Origin of the sequence: Rhodococcus sp. ARC_M12, assembly GCF_022810385.1 — a bacterium.
GTDB classification, from domain to species: domain Bacteria; phylum Actinomycetota; class Actinomycetes; order Mycobacteriales; family Mycobacteriaceae; genus Rhodococcoides; species Rhodococcoides navarretei.
Genome location: NZ_JALGQI010000007.1, coordinates 163,968 through 181,966, shown reverse-complemented (window position 1 = coordinate 181,966; position 17,999 = coordinate 163,968). Strand labels below are relative to the sequence as shown.

General features: G+C 65.9%; 16 protein-coding genes. 9 read left to right on the top strand and 7 right to left on the bottom strand.

What is annotated here, in order from left to right:
- Nucleotide 1: 1 nt before the first annotated feature.
- On the bottom strand, nt 2-1,807 hold the full coding sequence (locus MTX35_RS11250) for a long-chain fatty acid--CoA ligase (RefSeq protein WP_243595019.1): 1,806 nt from the start codon (nt 1,805-1,807) through the stop codon (nt 2-4).
- A 135-nt stretch (nt 1,808-1,942) separates the two neighbouring features.
- On the opposite strand from MTX35_RS11250, the gene MTX35_RS11245 reads away from it, so the two are divergent.
- The 6 genes from MTX35_RS11245 (at nt 1,943) to MTX35_RS11220 (ending at nt 6,597) form a co-directional block, all read left to right on the top strand.
- Nucleotides 1,943-2,335, top strand: coding sequence for a polyketide cyclase / dehydrase and lipid transport (locus tag MTX35_RS11245; RefSeq protein ID WP_243595018.1), 393 nt, complete (start codon nt 1,943-1,945; stop codon nt 2,333-2,335).
- A 135-nt stretch (nt 2,336-2,470) separates the two neighbouring features.
- Entirely contained in the window at nt 2,471-2,905 is a 435-nt protein-coding gene (locus MTX35_RS11240; protein ID WP_243595017.1) for an SRPBCC family protein, read from the top strand.
- A gap of 29 nt (nt 2,906-2,934) precedes the next feature.
- On the top strand, nt 2,935-4,161 hold the full coding sequence (locus tag MTX35_RS11235) for an ArsA family ATPase (RefSeq protein ID WP_243595016.1): 1,227 nt from the start codon (nt 2,935-2,937) through the stop codon (nt 4,159-4,161).
- Between the two features lie 31 nt (nt 4,162-4,192).
- Entirely contained in the window at nt 4,193-4,657 is a 465-nt protein-coding gene (locus MTX35_RS11230) for a hypothetical protein (RefSeq protein WP_243595015.1), read from the top strand.
- A 58-nt stretch (nt 4,658-4,715) separates the two neighbouring features.
- A complete protein-coding gene (locus MTX35_RS11225; RefSeq protein ID WP_243595014.1) occupies nt 4,716-5,690 on the top strand; it encodes an ROK family protein in 975 nt (324 codons plus the stop codon).
- 178 nt (nt 5,691-5,868) lie between these two features.
- On the top strand, nt 5,869-6,597 hold the full coding sequence (locus tag MTX35_RS11220; protein ID WP_243595013.1) for a 1-acyl-sn-glycerol-3-phosphate acyltransferase: 729 nt from the start codon (nt 5,869-5,871) through the stop codon (nt 6,595-6,597).
- Between the two features lie 19 nt (nt 6,598-6,616).
- On the opposite strand, the gene MTX35_RS11215 is transcribed toward MTX35_RS11220, so the two are convergent.
- Entirely contained in the window at nt 6,617-7,909 is a 1,293-nt protein-coding gene (locus tag MTX35_RS11215) for a glycosyltransferase 87 family protein (protein WP_374230277.1), read from the bottom strand.
- Between the two features lie 80 nt (nt 7,910-7,989).
- On the opposite strand from MTX35_RS11215, the gene MTX35_RS11210 reads away from it, so the two are divergent.
- Complete coding sequence (locus MTX35_RS11210) at nt 7,990-8,481, top strand: polyadenylate-specific 3'-exoribonuclease AS (RefSeq protein WP_027497365.1); 492 nt, start codon at nt 7,990-7,992, stop codon at nt 8,479-8,481.
- Nucleotides 8,482-8,526: 45 nt separating this feature from the next.
- Nucleotides 8,527-9,912: a class II 3-deoxy-7-phosphoheptulonate synthase gene (locus tag MTX35_RS11205; RefSeq protein ID WP_094679112.1), complete on the top strand. Its 1,386-nt coding sequence runs from the start codon at nt 8,527-8,529 to the stop codon at nt 9,910-9,912.
- Here MTX35_RS11205 and pknB read toward each other — a convergent pair whose 3' ends face one another.
- Nucleotides 9,913-11,892 (bottom strand): Stk1 family PASTA domain-containing Ser/Thr kinase, encoded by a 1,980-nt coding sequence (gene pknB / locus MTX35_RS11200; RefSeq protein ID WP_243595105.1) that lies wholly within the window; start codon nt 11,890-11,892, stop codon nt 9,913-9,915.
- Nucleotides 11,893-12,078: 186 nt separating this feature from the next.
- Between pknB and MTX35_RS11195 the strand changes: the two genes are divergently transcribed.
- On the top strand, nt 12,079-12,450 hold the full coding sequence (locus MTX35_RS11195; RefSeq protein WP_243595012.1) for an Rv2175c family DNA-binding protein: 372 nt from the start codon (nt 12,079-12,081) through the stop codon (nt 12,448-12,450).
- On the opposite strand, the gene MTX35_RS11190 is transcribed toward MTX35_RS11195, so the two are convergent.
- The 4 genes from MTX35_RS11190 to MTX35_RS11175 form a co-directional block, all read right to left on the bottom strand.
- Nucleotides 12,447-13,412: a phytoene/squalene synthase family protein gene (locus MTX35_RS11190; protein WP_243595011.1), complete on the bottom strand. Its 966-nt coding sequence runs from the start codon at nt 13,410-13,412 to the stop codon at nt 12,447-12,449. The genes MTX35_RS11195 and MTX35_RS11190 overlap by 4 nt on opposite strands.
- A 10-nt stretch (nt 13,413-13,422) precedes the next feature.
- Nucleotides 13,423-15,066 (bottom strand): alpha-(1->6)-mannopyranosyltransferase A, encoded by a 1,644-nt coding sequence (locus tag MTX35_RS11185; RefSeq protein WP_243595010.1) that lies wholly within the window; start codon nt 15,064-15,066, stop codon nt 13,423-13,425.
- 158 nt (nt 15,067-15,224) lie between these two features.
- Nucleotides 15,225-16,808 carry a phytoene desaturase family protein gene (gene crtI / locus MTX35_RS11180; protein ID WP_243595009.1) on the bottom strand — a complete coding sequence of 528 codons (1,584 nt, stop codon included), beginning with the start codon at nt 16,806-16,808 and terminating at the stop codon, nt 15,225-15,227.
- Between the two features lie 11 nt (nt 16,809-16,819).
- Nucleotides 16,820-17,929 (bottom strand): polyprenyl synthetase family protein, encoded by a 1,110-nt coding sequence (locus MTX35_RS11175; protein ID WP_374230276.1) that lies wholly within the window; start codon nt 17,927-17,929, stop codon nt 16,820-16,822.
- Nucleotides 17,930-17,999: the final 70 nt, after the last annotated feature.

Below are 17,999 nucleotides of genomic sequence, written 5' to 3'. Positions count from 1 at the left end.
GCTACCGCGCGTAGATCGACTCGATGTCGTCGGCGTACGTCGACGTGATGACGTTGCGCTTGAGCTTCATCGTGGGCGTCAACTCGCCGTTCTCCTCCGAGAAGTCATGGGGGAGCAGTCGATACTTCTTGATGGATTCCGCATGCGAGACGGACCTGTTCGCGTCGGCTACGGCAGCGTCTATCTCCGCGATGAGATCGGGGTCGGTCCGTAGATCCGCGGCGGTGGCTTCGGAGTCCTTGCCGTGGGCGGACTTCCAGCGATCGAACGCCTCCGGGTCGAGGGTGATGAGTGCGCCGATGAAGGGCTTCTGATCGCCCACGACGACTGCTTGACTGATCAGTGCACCCGCCCGAAGCTGGTCTTCGAGGCCGGCCGGGGATACGTTCTTACCTCCTGCGGTGACGATCAGCTCCTTCTTGCGACCGGAGATCGTGATGTAGCCGTCGTCGTCGACGGAACCGAGATCGCCGGTGCGGAACCAACCGTCGTCGAGCGACTCTGCGGTCGCGGACTCGTTGCGCCAGTAGCCGTCGAACACCACCGGTCCGCGGAGTTGGATCTCACCGTCCTCGGCAATGCGCACGGTGTTGCCGGGCAGTGGACGTCCGACGCTGCCGACTCGTTGGAATCCGATGGTGTTGACCGCAAAAGCCGCGGTGGTTTCGGTCAGGCCGTAACCCTCGTAGATCGTCACGCCGATACCCCGATAGAAGTGGCCGAGACGGGCACCGAGCGGGGCTCCGCCGGAGATCGCCAGCTCGCACTTGCCACCGAGCGCTGCCCGAAGCTTGCCGTACACCAACTTGTCGAACACGGTGTGTTTGGCGCGCAACACGATTCCCGGTCCACCGGTGTCCTGGGCTTCACTCCATGCCACCGCACATTCGGTGGCGAGGTCGAAGATCTTTCCCTTGCCGTCGGCGTGCGCCTTCTGCTTGGCGGTGTTGAAGACCTTCTCGAACACTCGCGGCACCGAAAGGATGAAGTCCGGTTGGAACGTGCCGAACGTCGCGACGAGGTTCGGAATGTCGTTGGTGTGGCCGAGGGTGACTCCCGCATCGAACGACGCGATGGACACCGCGCGTGCCAGGACGTGTGCGAGGGGTAGGAACATCAGGGTGCTTCGACCCTGCGTCATCAGCGATTTCAGCGACGTTTCGCGAATGCCGAGTGATTCGGCGAGCAGATTGGCATGGGTCAGTTGAACGCCCTTGGGGCGACCGGTGGTGCCGGAGGTGTAGATCAACGTGGCCGGGTCCGACGAGCGGAGTGCCGAAACCCGCTGGTGCACGACCTCTTCGGAGATCGAGGCACCGCCGTCGGTCAAAGCCTGGACAGCGTCGGCACCGGCGGAGTTCTCGATCACGAACGTCTGTCGCACCGACGGCGCAGCTGCCACAACGGATGTGGTCTCCTGCACGTGTGCGTCGTTCTCGAGTACGAGCAGCACCGGCTCGGCGTCTTCGAGGATCCACTCCACCTGCCCGGCCGAGGACGTCTCGTAGATCGGGACCGTCACGCCGCCCGCCGCCCAGATCGCGTAGTCGATCACCGACCACTCGAATCGCGTCGAGGACATCAGTGCCACTCGATCGCCTTGCTCGATGCCTGCGGCGATCAGCCCCTGGGCCACTCCGACCACCAGTCGCTCGAACTCGTTGGCAGTGACGTCGACCCACTGCCGATCGACCGAGCGGCGGAACACGACCGCGTCCGGTGCGGTGCGGGCACGATCGAAGACGGTATCGACAGCCGAGTCGGTGTCCGCGATGGCGTACTTTGCGGCGGCGGTGAACTCGCGCACGGAAATTACCTCCGGATAGAACGGGGAGAACGAAAGTCGATAGCTCGGCTTCACAGATACTGTAGACCCGGGTTCGGGGCGCTCGAATACACCTCGACCCTCACAGCGTCGGACCCGATATGTGAAGCTCTGACGATGAGCAGTATTCAAGTTGCGGATCAGACATTCGTGGCCGCCCCAGGGGAGCAGGTGGCGCTGGCATTCGCCTCGCCCGAGCGGTGGCGTCGGTGGTGGCCGGATCTGAACCTGACCGTCACCGAGGACCGCGGCGCGAAAGGAATTCGCTGGGCGGTGCGCGGCGGCGTCGTCGGAACCATGGAGCTGTGGCTCGAGCCCGCACTCGACGGTGTGATCGTGCATTACTTCCTGCATGCCGAGTCGACGGGAGACATCGAGTCGGCGGTGCTGCAGCACCGCCGTCGGGTTGCCGGCCGTGCGATGACGTTCGAGCTCAAGGGAGAGCTGGAGGCCGGCCGGTCTGCAGGTGAGGCCCCCCAACACACAGTGTCGAGTTCAGCTGGCGATTGAACCGCGCGGTACGGTCGGCGGGTTCGCATTGTGCGTCGGCGGATCGATCGTGTGAGATGGATCTGCCGCGAGTTCCAACGGCACCGAAGCGAACGAAGCGGATCGAAATACCCGAGAGGAAGCGGACGAGTAGTCATGGCGGAGAAAACCCAGAGGTCGATCGTCGTCGAAGCCCCACCGAGCCGGGTCATGGACGTCATCGCCGACTTCGACGCGTACCCCACGTGGGTGTCGGCCGCGAAATCCGTCGAGGTCCTCGAAGTGGGCAAGGACGGCCGCGGCAAGCGTGTCAAGTTCGTGCTGGACGCGGGCATGGTGAAGGACACCTACGAACTCGAATACGACTGGGCAGCCGACGGCACTGCGGTCTCGTGGAACCTCGTGTCGGGTGAAATGCAGAAGTCCCAGAACGGCTCGTACACGTTGCGCGAGACCGGCAGCGGCACCGACGTCACGTACGAGCTCACCGTCGACCTGAACATTCCGATGATCGGTCTGTTCAAGCGCAAAGCAGAGAAGGTCATCACCGATACTGCACTCAAGGAATTGAAGAAGCGGGTCGAAGGCTGAGCGACGCTCGCACCGAGCCCCGCACCACGGTGTTGCTGTTTCTCGGCAAAGGTGGTGCGGGCAAGACGACGTTGGCGGCAGCGTCGGGGCTTCGCCTCGCGCAGGCCGGTGAACGGGTGCTGATCGCCTCCATCGATCAGGCGCACTCGCTGGTCGACGTCTTCGCGGGGGACGCGGGTACCGAAGATCCGTCCGGGATTCGTTCGATCGCACCCGGCCTCGACATTGTCGAGATCGACACACTGGCTCTGCTCGAGGCGCGATACCGCGGACTTGGTGCGTTGATGGCCGTGGCGTCCACGGGTCACGAGCACGGGGTGAGCTTCGGGGCGATCGAGCCGGAGGAGCTGCTCGGCCTGGCCGGAGTCGAAGAGTTGTTGGGGATGCACGAGATTCTCCGTCTGGCCGACGAGAATCGCTGGGACACAGTGATAGTCGATCTTCCTGCATCGGCGGATGCCCTACGCACGCTGCACTTGCCCGACACCGTTGCCGCGTACGTCGAGCGAATCTGGCCGCTGCACGCTCGGATGGTCGCGGGCACCGGTTCCGATGTGCGCCTCACTCTCGTGGTGGCGATGATCGAGCGGATCCTCGCTCAGGTCGACTCCGTCCGGTCCCTGATCACCGACTCCGATCGCACCGGGGCGACCGTGGTCGTCACCGCCGAACAGCTCTCGGTCGCCGATGCGGAAAGAACGCTGTCTGCCGCCGCTCTGCTCGGAATCGGAGTCGACCGCGTGCTGATCAACAAAGTGCTGCCGAGGCTCAACTCGACGTCGATCGGTCTGGTGGGCGCGCATCCGGCTGTGTTCTGGTTCGAGCGGTGGCGAGCCGCCCAGCTGGACGCGGTCGCCGAACTGCGCCGACGCATCGGCACGGTGCCCATAGTGGAGGTGGAGCACGCCGCCGGTGAACCGGTAGGGTTGCAGTCCTTGCAGGATGTGGCCGATCGCCTCGAACCGGACTCCCTCGAACGGCACGCGCCGGGCCGGGGTGAGCAGCCTTCGGTGGTGCTCGAGTCGGGTCGTGGACTCGAATCCGTCTATGCGATGAGAATGCTGCTGCCGGTTGCGGATTCGACGACCTTGGGCTTGGGGCGAGTGGAGGACGACTTGATAGTGAGTGCCGACGGGAGGCGACGGCGCATCAAATTGGCGTCGGTGCTGCGTCGGTGCGTCGCGGACTCCGCCGAACTCGACGGACCGTGCCTGGTGGTGCGTTTTCGTCCGAACCCCGACGTGTGGCCGCTGTGACCCGTCCTGCCCTGACAGTCGGGGGGTATCGATGACCTCGGACCATTCCGAGCTGGGGGCGGACCTGCTGGCCCTGGCCGACACCGTACTGACCCGGCTCGAACCCATCCTCCGTCGCGTCGCCGAGACACAGCAGGATCGTGACCAACAGGGATGCAGTTGGTGCCCGGTCTGCGCACTCGCGGCGATGTTGCGTGGGGAGCGCCACGATCTCGTCGAGCTCGTGGCCTCGGAAGGGGCCGTGGTGATTGCGCTCCTTCGTCAACTGCTCGCCGATCACACCACCTCCGGGACGACGAACTCGGGAGCACACACTCCTCCCACCCCGCCGTCGACGGACCCCGAGCCCGGCGCTCCCGGTACCACCGCCACCGATCCGGCCGAGGTCGCAGACGTGTCGATCGACACGAAATTGCAGGATGACCGCCAGACCTCGTTCGTTCCGATTACCGTTCGAGTGAACAATTCGCGCTCGGACGAACAGGACCGTCCGTGATCGGCGCGGCGACTCGGGTGCAGGCCGCGTGAGGGACGGCCGAGGAAGGCATGAACGAATGAAGCGGCACCACCAGCGGCTGACGGTCGGTATCGACGTGGGCGGGACGAGCCTGCGCGCGTCCGTCGTCGACGAGGACGGCCAAGTGCTCGACTCGACGGCCGCACCCACGCCGCACACGGCTCGCGCGCTCGAACGCGGTCTCGACCGGGCCGTGCAGGAGCTGGCCGGGCGACACGACATCACGGCCGTCGGGCTCGCCGTCGCGGGGTTCATCGACTCCGACCGCACGACGGTTCTCTTCGCCCCGCATCTGCCTTGGGTGAACACCCCGGTGGCGACCGAGATGAGTATGCGCATCGGTCTACCGGTGTTGCTCGAGCACGACGCCAATTCTGCTGCCTGGGCCGAGTATCGCTTCGGTGCCGCATCCGGTGGCCGCAACGTGGTGATGGTGGCCATCGGCACCGGAATCGGTGCGGCGCTGTTGATCGACGGCAGGATCTATCGGGGTAGCCATGGCGTGGCACCGGAACTCGGTCACATCCAGGTCGTGCCGGACGGCCGGGCATGCCCCTGCGGCAAGCGCGGTTGTTGGGAGCGTTATTGCAGCGGCACCGCGCTGGTGGACACCGCAGTCGAGCTGCTCGCAGCGGACCCGTCGTCCTCGACGACCCTGGCACGTGAGGTGTTCCTCGATCCGGGTTCTCTGACCGGCCGCCGGATTGCCAGTGCAGCGCACGACGGTGACGAGATCGCCCGCCGCACCATGGAGGACTTCGCGCAGTGGCTCGGTGTCGGGCTCTCGATGGTCAGCGACGTGTACGACCCCGATCTGATCGTGTTGGCCGGTGGAGTGGCGACGTCGTCGAGCCAGTTCCTGGCCCGAGCGACCGACAAGTACGCGGAGTTGGTGACCGGTGCGGGGCATCGACCGCTGGCTCGTATTCGCAGCACTCAACTCGGCGAGGCGGCGGGCATGATCGGGGCCGCGGAGTTGGCCCGAGCGCAGTTCGTCACCGGGGTTCGCTGACTGCTCGGACGTGCTACCTGTGACGTCTGTCCCGGAGTCGGCGATGATGTGGCTGGTGTCATAAACCGTGGGTACAGTTCACTACGCGGCACGATTCGAGGATGCACGGCCGCAGTCGATTCGCTGAGGAGCGAGGCGGCACCAAACGATTTCCCGACCATCATCAGGGAGCATGTCAATGTGGTACTGGCTGGTTAAGTACATTTTCGTCGGCCCCCTTCTCATCGCCCTGGGTCGGCCGACGATCGAGGGCGCGGAGAACATCCCGACGGAGGGTCCGGTCATTCTGGCCAGCAACCACAAGGCCGTTCTCGATTCGTTCTACCTCCCGCTCAAGACGCCTCGCCGCATCACTTTCCTCGCCAAGAGCGAGTACTTCACCGGACCGGGACTCAAGGGTGCGTTCCAGAAATGGTTCTTCACCGCCGTCGGGCAGGTGCCGATCGATCGCACCGGAGCCGACGCTGCGCAGGATGCGCTCAACGCAGGCGTGCGGGTGATCGAAGCGGGCAAGGTTCTCGGTATCTACCCCGAGGGCACGCGATCACCCGATGCGCGGCTGTACAAGGGCAAGACCGGGATGGCGCGTCTGGCACTGCAGACCGGCGTCCAGGTGATTCCGGTAGCGATGATCGGTACCGAGAAGATGAACCCGATCGGTTCGCGAGTCTGGCGTCCGGCAAAGGTCACCATCCGGATCGGGAAGCCCATCGATTTCTCGCGCTTCGAGGGCATGGCCGGAAACCGTTTCGTCGAGCGTGCCGTCACCGACGAGGTGATGTACGACCTGATGTTGCTTTCCGGTCAGGAGTACGTGGACGTGTATGCCGCATCGCTGAAGAAGGCTGTACCCGAAGAGGAGTCCGCTCCGGCCGCGAGGCGTATCCCGGATTCCAAGGCCAGCTAGCCCTACCGGGTAAGCGCGATCAGCGGGTGGCGTTCTCGCCGACGATCGCAGTCGCTCGATCGGACCAGCTGAACGAGGCGAGTGCGACGATCGAGGCCAGGGCCCACCACACGTAGCCCGATGCGGCGAACTGGTCGAGCAGAGGCCAACCGAGCCCGCTCCATCGGCCCTCGCCGAGCTTCCAGTGCGGCGGGTAGAGCATCAACGCCAGCCCGACGGCCACGAGAGTGCCCAGCAGCGCACTGCGGCGGCGGTAGCCGAGGACGGCGAGCACCACGGTGAACGGAATGGCCCACACCCAGTGGTGTGACCAGGAGACCGGCGACACCAGCAGGCCGAACATGGCGTTGATCGTCAGCGCGAGCGGAGTCTCGCCTGCGGCGAACGCCTTGCGCATCGCCACCGCCGCGATGGCGAGCACCACCACCGACAACGCTATCCACAGGATCGAACGGGGCACTTCGTCCAACCCGAGCCGCGCGAGCACTCCGGTGATCGACTGGTTGGGCGGGTAGGCCGGGCCGCCGATCCGGTCGGAATCGACGATCGTCTCGGTCCAGTACTTCACCGAGTCCGACCACGTCAGTGCGAAACCTATCGCGGTGAACACTGCAAAACTCACCACCGACACCACCGCAGCTCGAAAGTCCTTGCGCAGCAGGAAGTACAGCACGAACACCGCGGGCGTGAGCTTGACGGCGGCCACGAGACCGATCAGCACGCCTCGGGGCCACGGCGTCTTCTTCGGCAGGCAGTCGAGTGCGACGAACGCCATCAACACGATGTTGATCTGCCCGTAGTTCAGCGTCGAGGTGACCGGTTCGAGGAGCAGCACGGCCCCGGCGAACACCGCTCCGGCGGACCACCACACGAGCGTGCGGGGACGAACCCCGAGCGAGGTGAGGGTCACCACGACGGTCATCAGCAGCAAGAGCATGGACAGCGTGGTCACCACGATCGAGGCGGCGTACAGCGACACCGACGACAGCGGGCTGAAGATCGCCGCGGAGATCGGGGGATAGGTGAAGGGCAGCGTCGTACCGGTCGCGATCGGTGGCAGTTGACCGTAGAGATCTCCACCCTCGGCGAACACCTGACCGCCGAGTCGATACACGTCCAGATCGAGTCGGTAGTGCTCACCGATCGTGCGCAGCCCCGGAAAGCCGTTGATATGGAACGCAACGCCGACGGCAGCGGCGATCAGGACGAGGAGCCTGCTCGACGCGACCGCCCAACTCGGCCACCTGCGCCGCGTCGGCCCAGCCGGTTCCGAGGCCTCGGCGACCGGACGGTTGGTGTCGGGCGAAGTCACTGGCTTTCCCTTTCAGGGCTGTTCGGATCGGGGCTACCGGTACGTGGGGGACGTGTCGGGAACGCGCTAGGGTGAGCCGCGTGCGCTACTTCTACGACACAGAGTTCATCGAGGATGGTCGCACAATCGAGTTGGTCTCGATCGGTGTGGTGTCGGAGGACGGTCGCGAGTTCTATGCGGTGTCCTCCGAGTTCGACCCCGAGCGAGCGGGCCGATGGGTTCGACGCAACGTGCTACCCAAGCTGCCACCGTACTCGTCGCCGCTGTGGATGAGCCGGTCCAGAATCCGAGACGAGCTGCTCGAATTCCTCGTTCCGCATTACGGTGCCGAGGTCGAACTGTGGGCGTGGGTGGCGGCGTACGACCACGTGGCGCTCTGCCAGCTGTGGGGCTCGATGACCGAGTTGCCGCGCTCGTTGCCGCGGTTCACCCGTGAGCTGCGCCAGCACTGGGAGGATCGCGGCAGTCCCGAGCTGCCGTCGGTGCCCGACGACGCTCACGACGCCCTGGCCGATGCGCGGCACAATCTGGCGAAGTTCCAGGCGATCGAGGAGTACTCGTACCGCGGGTGAACACCCGTTGTCCTGCGGCTTCGGCGGTACGAATATCCTGTAGCGGTGAACTGGACTGTCGACGTACCCATCGATCGCTTGCCCGACCTGCCGCCGTTGTCACCGACGCTGCGCACTCGATTGGACGATGCGTTGGCCAAGCCGGCTGCGCAGCAACCTCAGTGGGATCCGGAGCACGCTGCCGACATGCGCAAGGTGCTCGAGAGTGTTCCTCCGATCACCGTCGCCGGTGAGGTGGAGGCGTTGTCGGACAAGCTCGCTGCTGTCGCGCGCGGCGAGGCGTTCCTGCTCCAGGGCGGCGACTGCGCAGAGACGTTCGTCGACAACACCGAACCGCACATCAAGGGCAACATCCGCACGCTGCTGCAGATGGCCGTGGTGCTCACCTACGGCGCGAGCATGCCGGTGGTCAAGGTCGCCCGTATCGCCGGGCAGTACGCCAAGCCGCGTTCGTCGAACATCGACGCCCTCGGTCTGCAGTCCTACCGCGGCGACATGATCAACTCGCTCGTCGCCGACGAGAGCGTTCGTGGCCACGATCCGTCGCGACTGGTGCGCGCCTACGCCAATGCAAGCGCAGCGATGAATCTGGTCCGTGCACTGACCGGTGCCGGCATGGCGGATCTGCACAAGGTGCACGACTGGAACCGCGAGTTCGTCGCCCAGTCGCCCGCCGGTGCCCGTTACGAGGCGCTCGCGGGGGAGATCGATCGCGGACTGCGCTTCATGGATGCCTGCGGAGTCTCGGACCCCAACCTGCACACCGCGCAGATATTCGCCAGCCACGAAGCACTCGTCCTCGACTACGAGCGTGCGATGCTGCGGCTGGACAACACCGACGATCACCCCAAGCTGTACGACCTGTCCGCGCACTTCCTGTGGATCGGCGACCGCACCCGCCAGCTCGACGGGGCGCACATCGCGCTGGCCGAGCTGATCTCCAACCCGATCGGCCTCAAGATCGGGCCCACGACCACGCCCGAGATGGCCGTCGAGTACGTCGAGCGGCTCGACCCGACCAACAAGCCGGGACGTCTGACCCTGATCTCACGCATGGGCAACGGCAAGGTGCGCGACATCCTGCCCGCCATCATCGAGAAGGTGCAGGCCACCGGCCACCAGGTCATCTGGCAGTGCGATCCGATGCACGGCAACACCCACGAGGCCTCGACCGGCTACAAGACGCGGCACTTCGACCGCATCGTGGACGAGGTGCAGGGCTTCTTCGAGGTGCACAACGGCCTCGGAACGCATCCGGGCGGAATTCACGTCGAACTGACCGGCGACGACGTCACCGAGTGCCTCGGCGGCGCTCAGGACATCTCCGATCTCGACCTCGCCGGTCGCTACGAGACCGCCTGCGACCCGCGTCTGAACACACAGCAGAGCATCGAACTGGCATTCCTCGTCGCCGAGATGCTCCGCGACTGATCAGGGCAGCGAGACGACCATGACCTCGGAGCCCGGTTCCACCCGAGAACCGGCTCCGGGGCTCTGGGTGATGACAAGAGACCCGTCGGTGTCCACCACCTGACGGACGTCGATGGGCAGACCCAACGCCTCGAGCGTGCTCCGGGCCGAGCCGACCGACCGACCCAGTAGCGAGGGCACGGTGACGGCGTTGGACACCTCGAGCACCGCGGTGGACCCGGATCGCACCGTCGCACCGGCTTCCGGCGTGGTTGCGATCGCCTTGCCGCCATCGGTGTCCTCGTCGAACGTCTCCTGTACCTCGCCGACGGTGATGCCCACCGATTCCAGCGTCGTTCGGGCCTGGTCGACGCTCTGCCCGCGTACGTCGGGCACCTCGACCGGCGGCGCTCCCTTGCTGCGCAACACCGTGACCGCGGTTCCGGTGGACAGCACGGTGCCGGGCGCTGGGTCCAGTGCTGCGACCCCGCCGATCGGAGCGGACGTGCTGAAGGCCTCGCCGCCGTCGACGGGTGTGAACGTTCGGTCTCTCAGTTGCTGTTCCATGTCTGCGACGGATGCGTCCGCGTCGATGGAGGGAACGGTGGGGCGACCCAGAGACACCAGCAGATACACCGTGTCGCCCTTGGCGATTCGTGATCCGCCGGTGGGATCGGTGCCGATGAGAAGGTCGGTGTCCACCGAGTCGGAATAGGTACCGCGCACCGCGGCCTCGAGTCCGGCGGCCTCGACGGCGCTGGTGGCACCGGTGGTGTCGAGCCCGTCGACCAACGGGACGGCGGTGTAACGACCGGACCCCATCCACCATCCGCCCAAGCCGACGAGTACCGCAAGCAGTGCGACGACGAGCAACCAGACGACGATCGCCCGGCGCGAGCGTCGGCGATCGGCGTCGAAGTCGGGGAACTCGTACTGCCGTCTGCCGGTCGGGGGAGGCCCGGCGGGCGGCCCATCGGAGTTGTCCGAGCCGTGGTCGACGTCTCGGGATGTGGGCGAGGTGACGACACGAGTGTGCTGCACCCCGTGTTGTGGGGGCGGCGGGGAATCCTGGGCCACTGGGGTGTGTGCGGTCGGCGGGCGGTTGCCTGCGACCGTCGTCGGTGCTCCGGCCGCTGCCGAGCTGAGGTGTTCGGCCGAGCGCTTGGGTGCGGGCACTCGGTACTCGGGTAGCGCGAGCGCCGACGCGGCGGCGCGGACTGCACGGGCCATGTCGTCGGCGTTGCGGTATCGGTGTTCGGGGGCGCGGACGGTGGCGCGCTGGACCACCTCGTCGAACTGTGGGGGAACGCCGGCGATGAGGGTGGAGGGGAGCGGTACGTCGTTGTCGATCCGCTGGTAGGCGATGGACAGCGAGGTGTCTCCGGTGAACGGTGTGCGTCCGGTCAGCAGCTCGAACAACACGACGCCGACGCCGTAGACGTCGCTGCTCGCGGACGCGGAGCCGGTGGTGACCTGCTCGGGAGACAGGTACGCGGCGGTGCCCAGAATCACACTGCTCGACGTCACGGTGGAGGCCGCGATAGCTCGGACGAGTCCGAAGTCGGCGATCTTCACGTCGCCGTCGTCGCTGATCAGGATGTTCTCGGGCTTGATGTCGCGGTGCACCAGACCGGCTCGGTGGGCGACTGCGAGCGCATCGAGAACCGGCCGGATGACGGCCGCTGCGGCGTGCGGCGGCATCGGTCCCCGCTCGCGCAGCAGCTCACGCAGAGTTCCGCCCTCGACGAGTTCCATGACCAGGAAGGCGTGTTCGCCGTCGCGGCCGTGATCGTGGACGGCGACGAGGCCGGGGTGGCTGAGTCTGGCCACGGCCCGAGCCTCGAACTCGAAGCGCTGGACGAACTGCGGGTCCTCGGCGAACTTCGGGTCCATGATCTTCACTGCGACGGGGCGGTCGAGCCTGGTGTCGAGTCCGCGGTAGACCGTCGACATACCGCCGCGCGCGATCGGTGCGTCTATTCGGTATCGACGATCGAGCATCGAACCCGGTATCACCGAACCTCCCCTCGTCGTCCACTCGTGTTCCGGCTTTCGGTGCCGGATGCTGAATTCGATCGTATCGGTGCCGGGGATGCCGACCGACGATCATGGCTCGTGTCCACGGTCCTGCCGAGCCGGACGTGACGTTTTTGAAGTCTGGACGCCGGACCCGTTAACGTTACCTGCGTGAGTGCCATTCCCTATGCCGACGACGTGCTCGATCCGTCGGTGTCTTTGCTGCAGTTCGCCGATGTCGCGAAGATCCTCGACGTTCCCAAGACCCGCGTCGAACAGCTCATCCGCGACCGCCAGTTGCTCGCTCTCAAGCGTTCGCGCGTGCCCGGTGTGCCGGAGCAGTTCCTCGACACGACCAAGGGCACCATCGTCAAGGGTCTGCCCGGTCTGCTGGCCGTGCTGCACGACGGCGGGTACGAGGACGAGGAAATCCTGCGGTGGCTGTTCACCGAGGACGAGAGCCTGCCCGGTGCGCCCGTCGCCGCTCTGCACGGTGACCTGATGCGCGAAGTGATCAGGCGCGCACAGGCGATGGCCTTCTAGCGAACCGTCGCGCGCTTGAAGCCGGTGACGGCGAACTGCGGAAGCGCGACGCGCGCTCGGGTCCACTGCGGCACCGTCGCACGTTGGGAGAGCACGCGGTAGCCCTGCGACTCGACCTCGGTGAGTATGCGGCCGTACAGGATCGACGCGGTGCGCATCGACGGTCGCACGCGCGGATCCAGCATCTCGATACCCGCGTCGGACGTCCGATAGATCGAGCGGGTGACGGCGATCAGGTGCGCGAGCGCTCTGGTGACCCTGGCGTCGACATTCCCGGTGGTGCGGCACCACCGCAGGAGTTCTTCGTCGACGCCGAACGCCGCCAGTTCGTCGGTGGGTAGGTAGATGCGGTCGCGATCGAGGTCCTCGCCCATGTCGCGGATGAAGTTGGTCAGCTGGAATGCCTCGCCCAACGCTGCGGCGGGGGGCTCGGCCTCCGCCCGCTCGACGACGGTTCCCAGGATCGGCAACATCTGCAGCCCGATGACCGCAGCGGAGCCGTACATGTATTCGCGCAACTGCTCCATCGTGCGGTAACGCGAGACGAACATCGGACTACCCGGAATGTCCATGCGCATCGAGTGCATGAACGCGAAGAAGTAGTCGTGTGGAATGTCGTAGCGCTTCACGGTGTCGCACAGTGCGCTCAATACCTGATCGGACACGCTGTCGGACAACGGCTTTCCGGCCAAGGCGTCGCGCACCCGGGATTCGATCACGTCGAGTTCGACGATGCGACGGGCATTGAGTTCGTCGGAGCCGACGGCGATGTCGGTGCCCTCGAGGTCGACGATGTCGTCGACCATCCTGGCGAACCCGTAGAGCGCGTGGACACCCGCGCGCTTGTCGGTAGGAAGCAGCCGAGTGGCGAGGAAGTACGTTTTGCCGTGTTGGGCGTTGAGTTCGCGACAGACTCGATACGCCTCGTGCAGCGTCGGATCTATACCGTCCAGTTCTCTCATCAGCGGGCCCTCATGACGTGGATTCGTCTCCGGTCGGTTCCGTAGCGGGTGTCTTGGGAGCGTTCGGCACGGCTCGGTGTTCCCTGGACCGGTCCGATCGTAAACGCAGCGGATCCACCCGCGTCAGGGCAAGTGCGGCCACGACTGCCGCGAAGACCGCCAGCGCGACGTGTCCGAATGTATAGAGGCCGATCGAACCGTCGGGTTGAAAGACGAGCATGAGCCACGTCGACAGACCCGTCAGGATCATCAGCGTCGTGCGCGAGAGCGCAAATCCGGCAGCGATCGCGAGCGGCCACGAGTAGTACCAGGGCAGGGCCGCGGGGGAGAGGACGACGGTGGCGACCAGAGCGATGAGGATGCCCTTGACGGCATCGCGTTCGGACCTGCGGCCCAACCACCAGGCCGCGGCGAGAATGACCACCAGCGCGATGGCGCACAGCAGGCGGGTGACATCGAGAACCGGTCCGAGGCGCAGGTCGAGGAACCACGATGTGCTCACGGTCACCAGGTGCGCCAGAATCGTAGGAAGCGAGAGCCAGTTGATGATCTTGGCCGAACCGGAAAGCGCGGTCAGCCAACCGATTCCTACCCCGGCGATGACCGATGCGACAGCGAAGACGGCGACGAAGACGGCGGCTCCGATTCCCGCGGTCTTGGTGAACGCCAGGATCGGCGACATCGGTGTTCGGTTCTCCGCCCGCGCCTTCTCGCGCAGATGGAGCATCCAGATCCACACCAGGAAGGGCAGAGCCAGGCCTGCGGTGGCCTTGATCGCAACCGCGATCGCCACCAGTGCGATGCCGCCTACGTGGTGACGTTCGAGGGTCAGCACGATGCCCGCAGTCATCAGACCCACCATGAGCAACTCGTTGTGCACGCCGCCGATCAGGTGAATCAACACCAGGGGGTTGAGGACGGCGAGCCAGACCGCGGTGGTTGCGCGACCGCCGAGGTGCTTCGCGAGCCGTGGGACCGCCCACATCATCAGCGCCAGACCGGGCAGCATGGTCAGGCGCAGCAACATCGTTCCGGCAATGACGTTGTCGTCGGTCAGGCTGGTGATGCCGCGAGCGAGCAACAGGAACAGCGGGCCGTACGGCGCTGTCGTGGTGGTCCACACGTTACTGACGTTGTCGAGCAGAACCCCCGGATTGGCAACGGGCCCAACTGCGTACGGATCGAATCCGTCTCGGAGCAGCGCGCCCTGCGCCAGGTAGGAGTAGGCATCGCGGCTGAACATCGGCACCGACAGCAGCAGCGGCGCGGTCCATGCCGGAACGATCCAGCGCAGTTCTCCGACGGTGGTGCGACCGTGCAGAGTCGCTCGCCCCAACCGGACCCATGCGGTGATCATGAGCAGTACGCCGACCCAGACGATGATGGTCGAGAGCACGAACCCGTGACCGAATCGCAGCCACGACAGGTGCATGTCCTCGAGGAGCGGATCGCGTCGCCGCACGCTGCCCGCACCGAAACCGCCGAACACGATGCAGACGGCCCCGACGACACCGAGGATTGCCGCTTTGCCTTCGGGGCTGCGCAGGAAGTTTCCTGTTGCGGTCAGTCTCGACTGTCTCCGCGGAGGCGAGGATGCACTGCCGCCGTCCGACGATCGATCCTCGGAGGTGGAGTGCGACGAGATCGAAGACATTGCCGCCTGCTCCTCCTCTGCAACGAGTTGTGGTTCGAGATGTACGCGCCGGCCGATGCGTTCTCGCCGGTCACCGAACGATCATGGTCGCAGCAATGGGCGCGACCGGCAAACGGTCGCGCTCAGCTTAGTTGGTCGACGCAGTGAATCGAGCGAACCTACCGCCCGCGGCGTCCCGTAACCCGCTCGGCGGCGAGTTTTCCCGACACCAGAACCGTGGGAACGCCCACACCCGGCGTCGTGCCCGAGCCGGCGAGAACCACGTTGTCGAGCCCGGCGACCATGTTCTTGCGTCGGAACGGCCCGGTCTGCCGAAATACGTGCGCCGACGAGAACGGCGAACCCGAGAGCATGCCCTTCTGCGCCCATGTCTCGGGAGTGTCGATGTGGTCGAGCGTGAAACCGTCGAGGAGGCCCTTGTACCCCCGGCCTTCCATGGTCGTCAGGATCTCGCGGAGGTACGGCTGCGCCAACTCGCCCCATTTCAGCGGCGCGCTGTCGAGGTTGGGGCACGGTGCGAGGATCGACACCGGCTCGCAGCGGACACCGTCGCGCTCCACCTCGAGATTCGGATCGCTCACCGACGGCCGGGTGACGAGCAGGGACGGATCGGCCATCAAGGATCCCTTGCCCGATCGTGCGGTGATCCGACGGAAGGTCTCGGCCCATTCGTCGCCGAAGTCGATGGTGTGGTGCGCGCGGGCGGGCCAGGTGGCCGTCTGCTCGACGGGGACGGTTCCGTGCGCGACGACCGCCGACGGCGATACCACGCCGTACCCGTTCCGTCGGCCCTTCTTCGACACCGAGGCCCGATCCAGGAGCCGATCGACCACGGGCAGGTCGGCGGTGAGGACGAGTGCGTCGCAGGCGATTCGCTTGCCTGCAGCGGTCACCACCGAGTCGGCCCGGCCCCGGTCGACGGTGATGTCGACGATCTCGGTACCGAGTTCGAGCGTTCCGCCCGCGGTGACGAACGCGTCGGCCATGGCCCGTGCGATGGCCGCCATGCCGCCTTCGGGAAAGAACACCCCGAGTGAGGTGTCCATGTGCGCGATGGCCCCGTAGACCGCCAGAGCTTTCTGCGGTGCCATGCCCGCATAGAGCGCCTGGAAAGTGAACACGCGTCGTAGACGGGTGTCCTTCAGAAACTTGTCGACTCGTGGGCCGAGGCGGCCGAAGCCGCCCAGCTTCGTCAGCGTCGCCGTGTCGGAGATCGCGGCTTTCGATCCCACGAGATCGAGCGGCGAATCGAAGTTCGAGTCGATGAACCGGTCGAACTCGGCGTCGAAGATATCGGCGAGCCAACGCCGCAGATCGCGGTACCCCCGCGCCTCGGCGGGCCCGCAGGTGCGTTCGACCTCGGCTGCCATCGCCTCGGGATCGGCGTAGACGTCGATCGACGTGCCGTCGGCGTACCGCGTGTGGTACGACGGCGACAGTGGGGACAGCCGAATCGGCGGCGTCGTCGACTCGAAGTCGGCCCCGACGGCAGCCAAAGCCTCGAGCACCAGATTCGGCATCGTCAACACGCTCGCGCCGTTGTCGATGTCGTACAGGTGCGATCCGTCGCTGTCCGATACCGGGTATACCCCGACGCGGCCGCCCACGGTCTCGTCCCGCTCGACGATCGTGACTTTCTTTCCTGCGCCCAGCAGATGCAGGCCGGCTGCCAGGCCGGCCAATCCGGAGCCCACCACGACGACGATGTCGGTGGGGCCTGAGACCGTGCGAATGGATGACATGGCGCTCTCTTTCAGTACTGCCGCTGGATCGCGGCGGTTGCCATGGCGCGCAGATGCGCGGCCGCTACCGGTTCGATCGAACTGTTGTCGAGGGCCGCGACGGCCCGGGTGCCGAGCTCGTCTATCTGCTTCTCGACCGCCTCCACGGCGCCGAGTTCGACGAGAATCGAACGAATGTCGGCGACTTCGTCCGAGTCGAGTTCGGTACCGAGGCTGGCTCTGATCGTGGCCGCACGGTCGGGCCGAGTCTCGTCGGCCTTCTGCAGCGCCAGCGCGATGAGCACGGTGCGCTTGCCCTCGGTGATGTCGTCCCCGGACGGTTTACCGGTCACCTCGGGATCGCCGAACACCCCGAGCAGGTCGTCGCGTAGCTGGAACGCGATACCGATATCTGCACCGAAGCTGCGGTAGGCAGCGATGAGGTTCTCGTCGGCGTCCGCGAGAGCTGCCCCGAGGTGCAGTGGTCGCTCCACGGTGTACGCGGCCGTCTTGTAGCGGTTGACGCGCATCGCCGCTGCCACACTCTCGTCCGTGCCTGCTTCGGCCTCGATATCGAGAAGCTGGCCGCCGAGCACCTCTGTGCGCATCGCCGACCACACCGGCTGAACTCGCCGAGCCGCGTCCGCGTCGACGCCCGACTCGCGCAGCAGATCGTCGGCCCAGCACAGGGCCAGATCGCCGACCAGTATCGCGGCCGATTCACCGAAGTGGTCCGAGGAGCCGGACCAGCCGGCATCGCGGTGTCGCCGAGCGAAATCGACATGCACGGTCGGGAACCCGCGACGAGTGCTGGACGAGTCGATGATGTCGTCGTGGATCAGGGCGCAGGCCTGGATCAGTTCGAGGGCCGAACATGCCCGCAGTACCGCGTCCGCGCGTGGACCGGTGCTGTCGCCGCCGGCACCGAGCCACGCGGTCCACGCGAATGCAGGCCGCATGCGTTTTCCGCCGCGCAGCACGAACGCCTCGAGATCGGCCACCGCAGCGGGGTAACCACCGCCGACAGCGTCGACGACGGGTCGGCGAGTGGCGAAGAACTCGGCGAGCGTCGCGTCGACGGCCGTGCGCAGTCCTTTCGGATCCGTCGCGGCGGCGTGTGTGTCGACGATGGGCGAGGACAAGTCTCCGGACAGGACGATCCTCCAAGGGTTGCTGTGGGTTACGTCGGTATCGATCCCCACAGTAATGGGC

Excerpts from the sequence above, each read along its gene's own strand:
- MTX35_RS11245 (WP_243595018.1), top strand. The coding sequence starts at position 1,943 with ATGAGCAGTATTCAAGTTGCGGATCAGACATTCGTGGCCGCCCCAGGG.
- MTX35_RS11240 (WP_243595017.1), top strand. The coding sequence starts at position 2,471 with ATGGCGGAGAAAACCCAGAGGTCGATCGTCGTCGAAGCCCCACCGAGC.
- MTX35_RS11230 (WP_243595015.1), top strand. The coding sequence starts at position 4,193 with ATGACCTCGGACCATTCCGAGCTGGGGGCGGACCTGCTGGCCCTGGCC.
- MTX35_RS11225 (WP_243595014.1), top strand. The coding sequence starts at position 4,716 with ATGAAGCGGCACCACCAGCGGCTGACGGTCGGTATCGACGTGGGCGGG.
- MTX35_RS11220 (WP_243595013.1), top strand. The coding sequence starts at position 5,869 with ATGTGGTACTGGCTGGTTAAGTACATTTTCGTCGGCCCCCTTCTCATC.
- pknB (WP_243595105.1), bottom strand. The coding sequence starts at position 11,892 with ATGCTCGATCGTCGATACCGAATAGACGCACCGATCGCGCGCGGCGGT.
- MTX35_RS11190 (WP_243595011.1), bottom strand. The coding sequence starts at position 13,412 with ATGAGAGAACTGGACGGTATAGATCCGACGCTGCACGAGGCGTATCGA.
- MTX35_RS11185 (WP_243595010.1), bottom strand. The coding sequence starts at position 15,066 with ATGTCTTCGATCTCGTCGCACTCCACCTCCGAGGATCGATCGTCGGAC.
- crtI (WP_243595009.1), bottom strand. The coding sequence starts at position 16,808 with ATGTCATCCATTCGCACGGTCTCAGGCCCCACCGACATCGTCGTCGTG.